This is a genomic window from Amedibacillus sp. YH-ame10 (assembly GCF_053848885.1).
In genome coordinates this window covers 56401-70135 of sequence record NZ_JBSPFA010000007.1, presented here as the reverse complement: position 1 = coordinate 70135, position 13735 = coordinate 56401, and the positions used below count along the sequence as shown (strand labels likewise).

General features: G+C 33.9%; 17 protein-coding genes. 15 read left to right on the top strand and 2 right to left on the bottom strand.

Annotated elements, in window-relative coordinates:
• Positions 1–25 precede the first annotated feature (25 nt).
• The 8 genes from ACWG42_RS04375 to ACWG42_RS04340 all read left to right on the top strand — a co-directional run bounded on the left by ACWG42_RS04375 (position 26) and on the right by ACWG42_RS04340 (position 3989).
• The gene (locus tag ACWG42_RS04375) at positions 26–394 is read left to right on the top strand and encodes a TIGR04076 family protein (protein ID WP_455790343.1); all 369 of its coding nucleotides are present in this window, start codon (positions 26–28) and stop codon (positions 392–394) included.
• A 32-nt stretch (positions 395–426) separates the two neighbouring features.
• Positions 427–885 (top strand): N-acetyltransferase family protein, encoded by a 459-nt coding sequence (locus ACWG42_RS04370; protein ID WP_455790341.1) that lies wholly within the window; start codon positions 427–429, stop codon positions 883–885.
• A gap of 63 nt (positions 886–948) precedes the next feature.
• Positions 949–1494: a membrane lipoprotein lipid attachment site-containing protein gene (locus ACWG42_RS04365; RefSeq protein ID WP_455790339.1), complete on the top strand. Its 546-nt coding sequence runs from the start codon at positions 949–951 to the stop codon at positions 1492–1494.
• 28 nt (positions 1495–1522) lie between these two features.
• Positions 1523–2083 carry a YdeI/OmpD-associated family protein gene (locus ACWG42_RS04360; protein ID WP_455790337.1) on the top strand — a complete coding sequence of 187 codons (561 nt, stop codon included), beginning with the start codon at positions 1523–1525 and terminating at the stop codon, positions 2081–2083.
• Positions 2084–2110: 27 nt separating this feature from the next.
• Positions 2111–2689: an HD domain-containing protein gene (locus ACWG42_RS04355; protein WP_455790335.1), complete on the top strand. Its 579-nt coding sequence runs from the start codon at positions 2111–2113 to the stop codon at positions 2687–2689.
• 1 nt (position 2690) lies between these two features.
• Entirely contained in the window at positions 2691–3311 is a 621-nt protein-coding gene (locus ACWG42_RS04350; protein WP_455790333.1) for a hypothetical protein, read from the top strand.
• Between the two features lie 66 nt (positions 3312–3377).
• The gene (locus ACWG42_RS04345) at positions 3378–3734 is read left to right on the top strand and encodes a YkvA family protein (protein WP_455790331.1); all 357 of its coding nucleotides are present in this window, start codon (positions 3378–3380) and stop codon (positions 3732–3734) included.
• Positions 3735–3749: 15 nt separating this feature from the next.
• Complete coding sequence (locus ACWG42_RS04340; RefSeq protein ID WP_455790329.1) at positions 3750–3989, top strand: hypothetical protein; 240 nt, start codon at positions 3750–3752, stop codon at positions 3987–3989.
• Between the two features lie 63 nt (positions 3990–4052).
• On the opposite strand, the gene ACWG42_RS04335 is transcribed toward ACWG42_RS04340, so the two are convergent.
• Positions 4053–4994, bottom strand: a complete 942-nt coding sequence (locus ACWG42_RS04335; protein WP_455790327.1) for a Gfo/Idh/MocA family protein — start codon at positions 4992–4994, stop codon at positions 4053–4055.
• A gap of 208 nt (positions 4995–5202) precedes the next feature.
• On the opposite strand from ACWG42_RS04335, the gene ACWG42_RS04330 reads away from it, so the two are divergent.
• The 7 genes from ACWG42_RS04330 to ACWG42_RS04300 all read left to right on the top strand — a co-directional run bounded on the left by ACWG42_RS04330 (position 5203) and on the right by ACWG42_RS04300 (position 13128).
• Positions 5203–7719: a ribonucleoside-diphosphate reductase subunit alpha gene (locus ACWG42_RS04330; RefSeq protein WP_455790325.1), complete on the top strand. Its 2517-nt coding sequence runs from the start codon at positions 5203–5205 to the stop codon at positions 7717–7719.
• Positions 7720–7730: 11 nt separating this feature from the next.
• The gene (locus ACWG42_RS04325) at positions 7731–8777 is read left to right on the top strand and encodes a ribonucleotide-diphosphate reductase subunit beta (protein ID WP_455790324.1); all 1047 of its coding nucleotides are present in this window, start codon (positions 7731–7733) and stop codon (positions 8775–8777) included.
• A 179-nt stretch (positions 8778–8956) separates the two neighbouring features.
• Positions 8957–9214: a TfoX/Sxy family protein gene (locus ACWG42_RS04320; RefSeq protein ID WP_455790323.1), complete on the top strand. Its 258-nt coding sequence runs from the start codon at positions 8957–8959 to the stop codon at positions 9212–9214.
• 25 nt (positions 9215–9239) lie between these two features.
• Positions 9240–10139 carry an ABC transporter ATP-binding protein gene (locus ACWG42_RS04315; protein WP_455790322.1) on the top strand — a complete coding sequence of 300 codons (900 nt, stop codon included), beginning with the start codon at positions 9240–9242 and terminating at the stop codon, positions 10137–10139.
• Positions 10132–10917, top strand: a complete 786-nt coding sequence (locus ACWG42_RS04310; RefSeq protein WP_455790321.1) for an ABC transporter permease subunit — start codon at positions 10132–10134, stop codon at positions 10915–10917. The genes ACWG42_RS04315 and ACWG42_RS04310 overlap by 8 nt, the downstream gene beginning before the upstream one ends.
• A 134-nt stretch (positions 10918–11051) precedes the next feature.
• Positions 11052–11993 carry an Rpn family recombination-promoting nuclease/putative transposase gene (locus ACWG42_RS04305; RefSeq protein ID WP_455790320.1) on the top strand — a complete coding sequence of 314 codons (942 nt, stop codon included), beginning with the start codon at positions 11052–11054 and terminating at the stop codon, positions 11991–11993.
• Between the two features lie 178 nt (positions 11994–12171).
• Positions 12172–13128, top strand: coding sequence for an L-lactate dehydrogenase (locus ACWG42_RS04300; RefSeq protein ID WP_455790319.1), 957 nt, complete (start codon positions 12172–12174; stop codon positions 13126–13128).
• Positions 13129–13140: 12 nt separating this feature from the next.
• On the opposite strand, the gene ACWG42_RS04295 is transcribed toward ACWG42_RS04300, so the two are convergent.
• A complete protein-coding gene (locus ACWG42_RS04295) occupies positions 13141–13641 on the bottom strand; it encodes a nitroreductase family protein (protein WP_455790317.1) in 501 nt (166 codons plus the stop codon).
• Positions 13642–13735: the final 94 nt, after the last annotated feature.

The following is a 13735-nucleotide window of genomic DNA, read 5'->3' as shown; positions in this document are numbered from 1 at the left end:
TAATGAAAGATAGTGAGGGGTATATATGAAAAAATGGTATGATGAAGAATATGAATTTAAAATAGAAGTGATTGGGTTTTTACAAGGCGATAGTACAGAACGATATTGTAGGAATGGTGAAGAAATTGGAGATACCTACACATGTGGTTTTGGTTGTCCAGTCAATAAAGATGGGCAAGGAATTTGTTCAAAAGTGATGATGATATTGTATCCGATTATGGAAGCGGTAAGAAGTGGTGGAGATCTAGAAAATATTGGTGGTGATAGTAAATACAGCAAAGTTTTTGTTTGTCCAGATGGCTGTGTGATGTTTCGATTAACCGCAACAAAACTAGATAATGAAAACTTCTATAAAGGAAAATTCTTTTCACCAATAACAAACGAACAACAATAATATAGAACATAAGTACAGAGAGGAGTTCGCTCATGAGTATTAGAAAAGCAAACAAAGAAGATGTATGTAGAATCGCAGAAATATTTGTCTTCAATAATAGAATGAATTATTTTCCTATATTTCAAGATGAATCTTTTTCCTTTGATGAATTACAAGTAATACCTTTGGTAGATAACTACTTTACCAAAGAAGACATATTGGAAAACTTATATGTACTGGATGATGGAATCATTAGAGGCTTTTTACAAATGCAGGATAGAGAACTATGCAAACTCTATGTGGATCCTTTTTTTCAAGGTAAAAGATATGGAGCTCAATTGATCACATATGCGATAGATGAATTAAGTGCCAATCAATTATGGGCACTAGAAAAGAATATAAGAGCTATATCTTTTTATAAAAGACACGGATTTCACGTAACGAAAGAAAAGAAGTTGGAAGAAGATACAAGTGAATATCTAGTCCAACTAAAGCGAACAAAAAGTTTTTAAAGGGTACGCAATATTTTAAGAATTTAGACTAGAATACATAATAGATAAAGGAAGGTCTATCAAATGAAAAAAATTCTATGTATATTATGTAGTTTGCTAATGTTAACAGGATGCAGTATGGATGTATCGTATATGGAATTTATGGATGATTATTTAGAAAACACAGATACCTATACTTCGATTGAAGATATCTTAGGTTATATTGAGTTTGATGATGCTCAAATTGGATTAAGTATCGCAAAGACAAAAGAAGGCAGCGAAGCTTTGTTGTTGGATCAACGATATCGTGATGAGAAAGGCTTCCTATCTTCTTCTACCCATGAACATCATGTGTCTTTGACATATAAAGAAAGCGATGGGAAAAGAATTTGGTATGAGGCACTTATAAGTGGTGACGTGTTCCATTATAGTGAAGATAAAACTACAGATTATAAGTATGTATGTGGTATCCTAGATGGAACGATTTCCAAAATTTCTTATCAAGTTAAAGAGCTCAAACAAAAATCATTTACCTTTGATTATTTATCGAAGAAGGTAGAGGTTACACTTTGGGTATTGCGTTTACCAAAAGAAGAAACATTCGATATACAAACTTTAAGTTATTCATAATGCATGGATAGGAAAAGGAAGGGTATGTATGAACGATTATAGGAAGTTTGAAACTCGTAAAGAGTTTCGTGATTGGTTAATGGAACATTGTTTATCTAGTGAAGGAGTATGGTTATACTTTGATAAAGCTAAGAAATCTTCAACGTTAAAAGCAAGTGAAGCATTGGAAGAAGCACTTTGTTTTGGTTGGATTGATGGACAAATGAAAAGCTTAGATGAAACAGGTTATGTAAAATACTTTTCTTTGCGTAGAAAAAATAGTAAATGGTCTGAGAAGAATAAGAAACTTGTTATGGAGCTTGAAAAGAATGGAAGTATGAGTGATTTTGGTAGAGTTAAAATACAAGAAGCAAAAGAAAATGGTCAATGGGATGTGAATCATACCATTGTAATAGAGAATGAGGATATTGACTTACTTCTGAGTGAACTACAGGGTATAGAGCCAGCATATACCAATTTTATAGCGATGTCTCCTTCCGTAAAGAAAACTTATGCGAAAGCATATAAAGATGCGAAAACTGCAGAAGGAAAACAAAAACGTTTCTCTTGGATTGTGGAGAGATTGAATAAAAATTTAAAACCAATGTGAAAGTTTTAGGAAAGAGAGGAACCCATAATGAAACCAAGAGATTTATTAGATATCGTACAAATTAGTGAACGATTAAAAGATACTACAAGACATTGTTATACATCTAAGGGAAGACGTGAGAGCGTTGCGGAACATAGTTGGATGATGTCTTTAATGGCATACTTTATGAAGGATGAATTTCCAGAAGTAGATATGAATAAAGTAATGGTCATGTGCATTCTTCATGATTTAGGTGAAGCATTTACAGGAGATATTCCTACGTTTGAAAAGACAGAGAAGCATGAAGAAATAGAGAAAGAAAAACTATATGCGTGGGTACATTCACTTCCAGGTGACTATAGTAAAGAAATGATTTCACTTTATGAAGAAATGGAACAACAAGTGACTATAGAAGCAAAAATCTATAAAGCAATCGATGGGTTAGAGGCCGTAATTCAACACAATGCATCGGACTTATCAACGTGGATTCCACATGAATATGAATTAAACAAAACATACGCAAATGATAAAGTTTCCTTTTCAAGCTATCTAACAGCTCTTAGAGAAGTCATACGAGAAGATACCATACAAAAGATAGAAGAAGGAACTAGAAATAAGGGAGAATAGTATGAAGAATCCTTGGGAAGAAATACCACTTTCAGATTATGAAAATCATATGAAGTTGGATTCTGTTTTCCAGCTACAAACCATGAATGAAATGATGAAGGGGCAATTCTCTGCATACCTCGTTCACTCTGTCATGATTCTTGGTATTGCGGGTGGAAATGGTCTTATACACATCAATCCACAACAGTATACCAAAGTGTATGGAGTGGATATTAACAAAGCCTATTTGAAAGAAGTAGAGAGCAGATATGTGCATCTCAAAGATGTACTATGTTGTCTAGCAGTAGACCTCTTGAAAGAAGCGAATACACTTCCTCAAGCAGAGTTACTGATTGCGAATTTATTGATTGAATATATTGGATATGAAGCTTTCCAGAAGGTGGTGCAACAAGTACAACCACAGGTTGTATCCTGTATTATACAAATGAATGAAGAAGATGGTTGGATATCAGATTCTCCATATCTACGTGCATTTGATAATCTTAATAAAATTCATCATCAAATGGAGGAACTTCCTTTGATAGAAGCATTACAAGCAATCGGATACGACTTCATAAAAGAAACTCATCAACCTCTACCCAATGGAAAGAAACTTGTACAACTTGATTTTGCGGTACAATAAACTACACAATAAGTATATGTATGGATACAAATAAAATATAGCGAGTCTAATGTAAGAGGAACTTATATGAATATAAAAGAAAGAGCTAAACAGTTAAAAGTTGATATTCCAGCTCTGTTTCTATGCTTAAAAAGTAATAAGACACCTCGTATCGCAAAAATCTTTGCGGCAGTTACAGTGGCATATGCACTATCTCCCATTGATATCATCCCAGACTTTATTCCCTTTCTTGGGTATTTTGATGATATTATTATCCTACCAGCTTTGATCCTATGGACCTTGAAGTGGATTCCAAAAGATTTGTTTGAGGAATTCCGTGAAGAAGCGAAAGGAATGTGGAAAAATGGGAAACCAAAAAAATGGTATTTTGCGATTCCAATTCTAGCCATTTGGTTGAGTGTTATTTATTTCATCATGCGTTAAAGGAAGGTGGAGGAAATGGAAGGATTACGAATTTGTTTCATCATTATACTTTTGCTTATTCTTGTAGGGATACTAAAAGGGAAGAGACTTTGTAAACATACTTTTTTATGTAGACACTGTCATAAAGAATTCCATCCAAGATGGACAAAAATCATCTTTGAAATTCATGCGTTTGATGAGTTCCAATTGGAATGTCCATATTGCAAGACAAAGGATTTTTGTAAAGACTTAGGGAAAAAGAAGCATTCTTGTTAATATATTTCATAAGAAAGCCACCTTTACGATGGCTTTCTTATGTTTGACATTTGTTTATAAGGATTATGATTTTCTAATTTGGATGTTAATTTCATCAACTAATGTACAACAGGTAATACTACGTTTTGCGCTCATGATAGGACTTTCTAAAAGTCCTTTTTCTATACATTCATGAATATGTGCTACCTCGTAAATCATTTCATAATCCACAGGGTGTTGGATGGTAGTTGTTTGTTGTTGTGTGTGTATGGTATACTCTCTTGCTTTCCAATAAGAAGGCACATGTATATAACCTTGGTCAAAATAAAAAATTGCATGATGTAAGGTATCTCCATTCATAGAAATACGACTATTGATTAAGGTATCATCCATCACGATGTTCATACTTACACGCTCACATGTTTGTGTGCTTTCAAACAATCCACTTGCTTGTATTGTAGTGGTTTTTGGTTCTAATACATAATCTAATAGTTCAAGAGTATAATTTGCACTTCCATACACTACACCACCCTGTGTGGGATCATGCATCCAAGGGGAAGAAGTATTTGGAAAGGAACAACTCATTTCTACTTGATGAAGGTGTCCAAATGTTTGTGCTTGTATGTGTTGTTTGATTTCTTGCATGACAGGAAGGAAGACACTTTTCTGCGCTTCCATGAGAAACAAGCCCTTTTCTTTCGCAAGTTCAAACACTTCATTTGCTTGTTCTTTGGATAAGGCAATGGGTTTTTCACAAATCACATGCAATCCATGATGAAGTGCTTGTTTTATCTCTTGTACATGTGTTGCGTTGTTGCTGGCGATATAAACAACATCAATATGTTCATCTTTATATAATTCTTCATAACTACCATAGGCTTTGATACCATATGCTTGTGCTTTCTCTTGTGCTTTCTCAAGACTTCTTGAGGCAATCGCAACTAATGTATCTCCATATTCTAAAACCGCATGCATGAAGCGATCTGTGATTGTAGCGCAAGTTATAATGCCATAACGTAAGTTCATAGTATTCACCTCTTAGGTGTATTTTACCATGAATTTCCTTCCTTTGAAATGATGATAACCAAAGAAATTGCAGGGCATTATTTTAGAAGGCGGGTATTGGTTTCAATGTGTTTAAAAGGGTATATTTTTTAATTTTGGAGATTGGGCAAAAGAGTTGCGTAAAAATAACATTTCTCTATATACTAGTTAACATAAGGAAGGTATGCATATGGAAATAATAAAACGAGATGGTTCTATTCAAAATTTTGATGAAGGTAAGATAAAGGAAGCGATTAGAAGAGCTTTTTTTAGTACATCTACATCCATTGAAGAATCTACATTAGATGCAATCACAAAAGAAATAAGCACGATTGTAATGGCTGATGTAGAGCATGTTGGTGTAGAGCGTATTCAAGATAAAGTAGAAGAGACACTGATGTCACATCAGTATTATAAAGAGGCAAAGAGTTATATTTTATATCGTCAAAAACGTAGTGAGAATAGAGGGATATTACAGGAGTTTGTAAAAGCTGTGAAGGATGATGGAATTTTACCAATCCTTTTACGCGTACAAAAAGAATATCCTGAAGATGCATATTCTATGAAAGACTTGTTGATGAAACTACAAACATTTTTAAAGGATGATATGAACGGAGAAGAACGTTTATCAATGTTAATTAAAGCTTGTGTAGAATTGATTCGTAAAGAAGCCCCTAAGTGGGAATACATCGCCTCTTGTTTTTTATCGTATCAAATTCATAATGAGATTGATGCACGTATGCAACACCATGCCATCCATTCATTCTTAGAAAAGTTACAATACCTAACAAAAGAAGGATATTATGGGGAATATATTACCAATGCTTATCAAGAGGGCGAGATTGAAGAATTGGGACGATATGTCAAAGATGAAAGAGATTATCTGTTTACCTTTAGTGGACTTGATTTAATCTTGAAGCGTTATTTGATTACGACACATCAACATGAAATTTTAGAAACGCCACAAGAAATGTTTATGGGGATTGCGATGCATTTAGCATTACCTGAAAAAGATCGTGTGAAATGGGCAAAAGAAATCTATGACATTTTGAGTACTTTAAAAGTGACTATGGCTACACCTACCATGTCAAACGCTCGTAAACCATATCATCAGTTATCTTCTTGTTTTATTGATACGGTAGATGATACTTTAATGAATATTTATAAGAGTATAGAAAACTTTGCGCAAGTTTCGAAGTATGGAGGAGGAATGGGTCTATATTTTGGAAAGGTTCGTGCGAATGGTAGTGATATTCGAGGCTTTGAGGGAGCTGCAGGAGGCGTTATACGTTGGATTAAACTTGTGAATGATACTGCCACAGCGGTTGATCAATTAGGCGTTCGTCAAGGGGCAGTTGCAGTGTATCTAGATGCATGGCATAAAGATTTACCAGAGTTTTTAAATCTGCGCACAAACAATGGTGATGATCGTATGAAAGCACATGATGTTTTCCCAGCTGTTTGTTATCCAGATTTATTTTGGAAAATGGTAAAAGAAGATATCAATGCCTCATGGTATTTTATGTGCCCTCATGAAATTGCGAAGATAAAAGGATACCACTTGGAAGATAGTTATGGTGAAGAGTGGGAAGAAAAATATTTTGAATGTGTACAAGACAGTCGTATTTCCAAACGAGAAATGAGTTTAAAAGATATCGTAAGATTGATTTTGAAGTCCGCAGTAGAAACAGGTACTCCATTTACCTTTCATCGTGATCATGTGAACCGTATGAATCCAAATGGACACGAAGGAATGATCTATTGTAGTAATCTGTGTACAGAAATCGCACAAAACATGAAACCGTTTGAACTTTTGGAAAAAGAAGTTGTAGAAGTACAAGGGGAAACCATCATTGTGGAGAAAAGCAAAGCAGGAGAATTCGTTGTATGTAATTTGGCTTCCTTGACCCTTGGAAATATCGATGTGTCGAATGAAGAGGAACTTCAACATGTAATACGTGTTGTGGTAAGAGCTTTAGATAATGTTATCGATTTAAATTATTATCCACTTGAATATGCGAAGATTACGAATCGTAAATATCGTCCTATAGGATTAGGCGTGAGTGGATATCACCATATGCTAGTAAAACAAAATTTACGTTTTGAAAGTGAAGAACATCTTCACTTTGTAGATCAATTGTTTGAAAAGATCAATTACTTTACAATTGAAGCAAGCAGTCTTCTAGCAAAAGAAAAAGGAAGTTATAGCGTATTTTCAGGAAGTGATTGGGAAAATGGAAACTACTTTGAAAAACGTGGATATGATAGTGCACAGTGGTTAGACTTAAAAGAAAGAGTGCATGAACAAGGAATGCGTAATGCGTACTTAATGGCAGTTGCGCCAACAAGTTCAACTTCTATTATTGCTGGGACAACTGCGGGTGTTGACCCGATCATGAACAAATATTATTTAGAAGAGAAAAAGGGAAGTATGATTGCTCGTGTTGCGCCTGATTTAGATGCGCAAACATTTTGGTTATATAAGAATGCACATCTCATTGATCAAGAATGGATTGTAAAGGCTGCAGGTATTCGTCAACGTCATATTGATCAAGCACAATCCCTAAACCTATATATCACCAATGAGTTTACATTACGCCAAGTGCTCACATTGTATATTCATGCATGGGAATATGGAGTAAAGACAATATATTATGTACGAAGTAAATCACTAGAAGTAGAAGAATGCGAATCATGTGCATCCTAGAAGGAGAACCTATGAAAGAACAATTAAGGAAGAAACCCTTGTTTAATGAACTTGGAGATATAGAAGTAAATAAACGAATGATGATCAATGGAAACACAACCAATCTAAATGATTTTAATAATATGAAATATACGTGGGTTTCTGATTGGTATCGTCAAGCAATGAACAATTTCTGGATTCCAGAAGAAATCAACTTAAACCAGGATGTAAAGGATTATCGAAAGCTATCCTCGAAAGAGAAAAGCGCTTATGATAAAACGTTATCTTTTCTTATCTTTTTGGATTCCATACAGACAGCCAATCTTCCCAATGTAGGAGATTATATTACAGCGAATGAAGTGAATCTATGTTTAACGATACAAGCTTTTCAAGAGGCTGTGCATTCACAAAGTTACAGCTACATGTTAGATTCCATTTGTTCACCTCAAGAAAGAAACGATATTTTATATCAATGGAAAGATGATGAACACTTACTAAAACGTAATAAGTTTATTGGAGATTTATATAATGATTTTCAAGAACACCGAGATGGTGAACATCTTATGAAAACAATTATGGCGAATTATATCTTAGAGGGAATTTATTTCTATTCTGGATTTATGTTCTTTTATAACCTTGGAAGAATGGGGAAAATGCCTGGATCTGTCCAAGAAATACGTTATATCAACCGTGATGAAAATACTCATCTTTGGTTATTTCGCTCAATGATTTTAGAACTACAAAAAGAAGAGCCTAGACTATTTCGTGATGAATTAATCGAGACTTATAAAGATATGTTACGTCAAGGTGTTGAAGAGGAAATCAAGTGGGGTGAATATGTTTTAGGGAATGATATGGAAGGACTTACTATGGAGATGATTTCCGATTATATACATTACCTGGGAAATCTAAGAAGCACCTCTTTAGGATTTGGTGTTTTATATGAAGGATTTGAAAATGAACCAAAATCTATGGAATGGGTTTCTATGTATGCCAATGCCAATCTTATCAAAACAGACTTCTTTGAAGCACGTTCTAGTGCATATGCGAAGTCTAGTGCCCTTGTGGATGATTTATAAGAGATTTATTTATGTAACTATTAGGAAGTTGCCATGGCAACTTCTTTTTACACCCATTTTTGTATTGCTTTATAAATACTACTTATAAAATACAACTCATAACATAAGCTTTTTAGATTCTAAACTATTTTGTGCTATACTATTCATATACTTTATAAGATAACACAAAGGAGGACGTTATGAGTGAATTAAGGAGTTTGCCAAATTTAGGACCATTTATTGTAGATCAATTGTATGAGGTAGGTATTTTGTCAGGAGAAGACTTAAAAGATGTAGGCGCTAAGCAAGCATGGCTTAAGATTCAACAAATTGATGAGAGTGCTTGTATTCATCGTTTATATTCTTTAGAGGCGGCGATACAAGGAATTAAGAAAAAAGATTTACCTCAAAATATAAAAGACGAGTTAAAAGAATTTTATAATGAGCATAAGAAATAACTGTTAGAAGTTTGGAGGGTTGTGTATGAGTGTCATTAAGCTAGATCATGTTACAAAAGATTACGGACACGGTAAGGGAATCTTTAATATTTCTATGCAGATTCATAAGGGAGAAGTATATGGATACCTAGGACCTAATGGTGCAGGAAAAACAACTACTATACGACATCTTATGGGATTTATCAAAGCAGATCAAGGAAGTGTTACCATACGACGTAAGAATTGTTGGAGTAAACAAAAAGAAATACAAAATAGTGTAGGATACTTGCCAGGAGAAATAGCCTTTCCAAATGATATGAAGGCAAGTGCATATATTAAAATGATTGCGAAACTTCGTCATATGAAATCTATGAATCGTGCAGATGAAATTATCCAACTGTTTGAACTTGATACAAGTGTTTCCTTGAAACGTATGTCAAAAGGAATGAAACAGAAAGTAGGGATTGTGACTGCATTTATGCATGAACCATCCTTGTTAATTCTAGATGAACCAACGAGCGGATTGGATCCATTAATGCAAAATCGATTTGTAGAACTTATTGAACAAGAAAAAAAGAAAGGCACTACAATTTTGATGTCTTCTCATATGTTTGATGAGGTAGAAAGGACTTGTACAAGAGTTGGTATTATCAAAGATGGAAGGATCATAGAAGAAAAAAATGCGGATGAATTACGTCATAGTCGAAAGAAATCATATAAGATAGAGTTCTTCAAACAAGAAGAATTTGCGTTGATGTGTGAGCTTCCATTCGAAAAAACTGATGTTCTACAAGATAAACTGCAAATGATTGTACATGTAAACGATGCGAGCATCAATGAATTATTACGTACCTTATCTGCTTTTCATTTGAAATATTTAAAAGAAATAAAACACAATTTAGAAGATTATTTCATGCAGTTTTATGGAGGTGAACATCATGATTAGTTTTCCTCTATTAAGACAAACCATAAAATCCAATCTCAAGTTTTTATGTGCGTTTACTTTTATATTATGTGTATTTTTGGTTGTTATGTGCTATGTGTTTACACCAAGCACAGTGGAAGATTTAAAGGTTGTGACGAAGGGTACGGCGTTAGGTCATATCTTTGGTAATAATGGCACACTTATAAGTTTTATGTCGAATTCCTTTTATGCATTAATGGCTATTGTATTTCCAATGGTATATTCGATTATGGTAGGAAATCGTTTGATTGCAGAGAAAGTTGATCGTGGCAGTATGGCTTGTTTGTTATCGACGCCATTGACGCGTAGAAAAATTACGCTTACATCAGCTTTTTACTTTGTTATATCTCTAATGGTAATGTGGGGAACTGCATCATTCATTGGTTATCTAGCTGCGGATATATTTCAAAAAGGCGCATTAGATACAGACACTTTTCTAATGATGAATATGGGATGTTTTCTGTATCATTTTGTCATCAGCTCTATTTGTTTTTGTTGTTCATGCATATTCAATACTTCTAAGGGTTCCTTAACGCTTGGCGCGGGTATTCCGATTGCATTTTTTGTTATTTCTTTATTTATCAAGCTATCAGATGATTTGAATATGTTGAAGTATTTTACTTTAAATACCTTGTTTGATACACAAAAAATAATTGAGGGAAGTGGATATATGAATTCATTTATGTATATGATTGGTATTGGAATATGTCTTTACTCGATTGGAATTATTGCTTTTCAAAAAAAAGATTTACCACTTTAGACTGCATAGCAGTCCTTTTTTCTATCCAATATGTTAAGTATTGAGAATTAAGTATAAAGTTTGTTGATTTTTTAGGAATTTTAAAATTCATCTCGTATAGGTAAAGTGTAAGAACAAAAAAGGAGATGATATATATGGCTACAAAAGATGTAACAAAAGTGAGCTATAAAAATGATGTGTTCTTCAAATTCGCCCTATCTTCACAAGATGAAGATTCCAAAATGATTCGTCACTTTATGATTAAGGAGATTACAGGGATTGACCCAGTAGATAGTATTGTGGTAAACCCTGAAATGGATCCAGAAGCACTTGCAGGTAAGAAAATCATATTGGATGTGCACGTAAAAGACATCCATGGAAATGAATATGACATGGAGATGCAAGTTGAAGGATTACTTACAAATCTAACGAATCGATTTGAGTATTATGGCGCAAAGATGTTAGAGAAACAACTAAAAGAAGGAGAGGATTATTTAGATTTGAAACCAGTGTATCAAATTATCTTTATGGATAACTATTCTGAAGATAAAGGGAAACTGATTATGAAGTATCAAATGAGAAATGAAGAAGGAAAGGAAGAAAGTACACATGCCTTAATACATAGAACGTACATACATTTACCAGTGATAAACGACATTGTAAAGAAAAAAAAGACGGAGGAATTAACAGCTTTCGAACAAATGTGTTATCTCTTTAAAAACAATGAAGACGATGATATAATAAAGACAAAGGAAAGCGTGGTGAGAAAGCTTATGGAAAAACATGAACGAATGAGCGATAATGAACAAATATGGACACTCGCAGAACAAATCCAGATGGCAGAAGCACAACAAAAAGCTATTCAACAAGGATACTATGATGAAGGAATAAAAATAGGAGAGGAAAAAGGACTAAAAATAGGAGAGGAAATAGGAAAAGTAGAAGGTTATAATAAGCTTTTGAATCAACTCATCCAAACTAAGTTTAATGTAGATGCATCTTCATGGTTATCAACCTTAACCATAGAACAACTACAACAAGTGTCACAATTATTAATGAACGCACAAACATTTGAAGAAATACAAAGCGCTATATAATTATTATGTATTGATATATAGACAAGACTCGATCTTGTCTTTTTTTTGGTCACTTTTTGCAAAGAAATGTGGAAGTCATTATCTTTTTCTTTTTAGACTGCATATGCTATACTCAACATGTATAAGAGTAGGTATATCTTGTAAAATGATATACAGACTAAGAAGAGGAGGTTAAGGTATGAATGAAAAAAGAAAAGTAGTACTAGTAGGTACAGGATTTGTTGGTATGAGTATGGCCTACAGTTTTTTAAATACAGGTGGTATTGATGAATTGGTTTTGATCGATGTGGACAGTGAAAAAGCAATTGGTGAGGCAATGGATTTACAACATGGACTTCCTTATGCACATGGAAAACTAAGTATTAAAGCTGGAGGTTATGAAGAATGTAGTGATGCAGGTATCGTCGTAATTACAGCAGGTGTTACACAACGTCCAGATGAAACTCGTTTAGATTTAACTGCACGTGATACAGTTATTATAAAAAGCGTAACAGAACAAATTATGGCGTCAGGGTTTGATGGTATCATTGTGATTGCGAGCAATCCAGTGGATGGTATGACTTATGTTGCACAACAAGTATCTGGTTTACCAAAAGAGCGTATCATAGGATCAGGGACACTTTTAGATACCGCACGTTTACGTTATATGATGGGTGAATATTTAGACGTTAGTACTAGCAATATTCATGCATATATTATGGGAGAACATGGAGATAGCAGCTTCGTACCTTGGACACAAAGTTATGTGGGATGTAAAAATCTTTTGGAATTGTTAGATGAAAAAGGAAAAAATCTGTGTGATCTTCACGACATTTATACACAAGTTCAACAAGCAGGGTATGAAATTGTGAAACGTAAAAAATCTACGTATTATGGAATCGGGCTATCTTTGAATCGTTTGGTTCAAGCTATCTTCAATGATGAAAATGTCATTTTGACAGTCTCTGCATATCAAAATGGGGAGTATGGACAAGAAGATTTATATATCGGTGTTCCAGCAGTTATCAATCGCAAAGGAATTCGAGAAATTATAAAATTAGAATTAAATGATGTAGATCAAGCAAAATTTGATAATAGCTGTAAAGTATTAAAAGATATCAATAAGAATACAATCGACCCATTATTAAAAAAATAGTGCAATTGTGCACTATTTGAAATATGATATTTTTTGTGGATCAAAGCGATCCACTTTTTCTTTTGTCTCATCACCATACCCAATCGCAACAAGTGCAATAGGAACAAGATTTTCCTCCAATTTATAGTATTCTTGGAAAAGTTTGATGCGATCTTGTAATGGCGCAATGCCACACCAACAAGTAGAAAGACCTTGATGAACTGCTTCTATCAACATGTTTTGAATGGCGGCAGCTCCATCTAAATATAAGTACCCTTGATCGGTTGTAGTTTGTATATCTCCCATAACTAAAATGGCACATGGTGCATCTTTCATGAAGGCCATATAAGGTTGTAAGTCAACCATATCTTGTAATGCTTTACGATTATGTACCACCATAAATCTCCAACTCTGCGCATTTCTAGCAGTTGGGGCATTCATACCAGCACGTAACACTTCTAATAATTTTTCCTCTTCTACTTCTTGCTTGCTATATTTTCGAATACTTTGTCGCTCATATATTTCTTTTAACATAAAATCACTCCTTTCCCATAGTATAACACTTTTCATATCAACATAACATTACCAATAAAATAGATGAATAGAGCATCTTTATAGACATACAATA

Coding starts and splice junctions, on each gene's coding strand:
- ACWG42_RS04360 (WP_455790337.1), top strand. CDS start 1,523: ATGAACGATTATAGGAAGTTTGAAACTCGTAAAGAGTTTCGTGATTGG.
- ACWG42_RS04295 (WP_455790317.1), bottom strand. CDS start 13,641: ATGTTAAAAGAAATATATGAGCGACAAAGTATTCGAAAATATAGCAAG.
- ACWG42_RS04320 (WP_455790323.1), top strand. CDS start 8,957: ATGAGTGAATTAAGGAGTTTGCCAAATTTAGGACCATTTATTGTAGAT.
- ACWG42_RS04300 (WP_455790319.1), top strand. CDS start 12,172: ATGAATGAAAAAAGAAAAGTAGTACTAGTAGGTACAGGATTTGTTGGT.
- ACWG42_RS04355 (WP_455790335.1), top strand. CDS start 2,111: ATGAAACCAAGAGATTTATTAGATATCGTACAAATTAGTGAACGATTA.
- ACWG42_RS04305 (WP_455790320.1), top strand. CDS start 11,052: ATGGCTACAAAAGATGTAACAAAAGTGAGCTATAAAAATGATGTGTTC.
- ACWG42_RS04335 (WP_455790327.1), bottom strand. CDS start 4,994: ATGAACTTACGTTATGGCATTATAACTTGCGCTACAATCACAGATCGC.
- ACWG42_RS04310 (WP_455790321.1), top strand. CDS start 10,132: ATGATTAGTTTTCCTCTATTAAGACAAACCATAAAATCCAATCTCAAG.
- ACWG42_RS04330 (WP_455790325.1), top strand. CDS start 5,203: ATGGAAATAATAAAACGAGATGGTTCTATTCAAAATTTTGATGAAGGT.
- ACWG42_RS04350 (WP_455790333.1), top strand. CDS start 2,691: ATGAAGAATCCTTGGGAAGAAATACCACTTTCAGATTATGAAAATCAT.
- ACWG42_RS04325 (WP_455790324.1), top strand. CDS start 7,731: ATGAAAGAACAATTAAGGAAGAAACCCTTGTTTAATGAACTTGGAGAT.
- ACWG42_RS04345 (WP_455790331.1), top strand. CDS start 3,378: ATGAATATAAAAGAAAGAGCTAAACAGTTAAAAGTTGATATTCCAGCT.
- ACWG42_RS04315 (WP_455790322.1), top strand. CDS start 9,240: ATGAGTGTCATTAAGCTAGATCATGTTACAAAAGATTACGGACACGGT.
- ACWG42_RS04340 (WP_455790329.1), top strand. CDS start 3,750: ATGGAAGGATTACGAATTTGTTTCATCATTATACTTTTGCTTATTCTT.
- ACWG42_RS04365 (WP_455790339.1), top strand. CDS start 949: ATGAAAAAAATTCTATGTATATTATGTAGTTTGCTAATGTTAACAGGA.
- ACWG42_RS04370 (WP_455790341.1), top strand. CDS start 427: ATGAGTATTAGAAAAGCAAACAAAGAAGATGTATGTAGAATCGCAGAA.
- ACWG42_RS04375 (WP_455790343.1), top strand. CDS start 26: ATGAAAAAATGGTATGATGAAGAATATGAATTTAAAATAGAAGTGATT.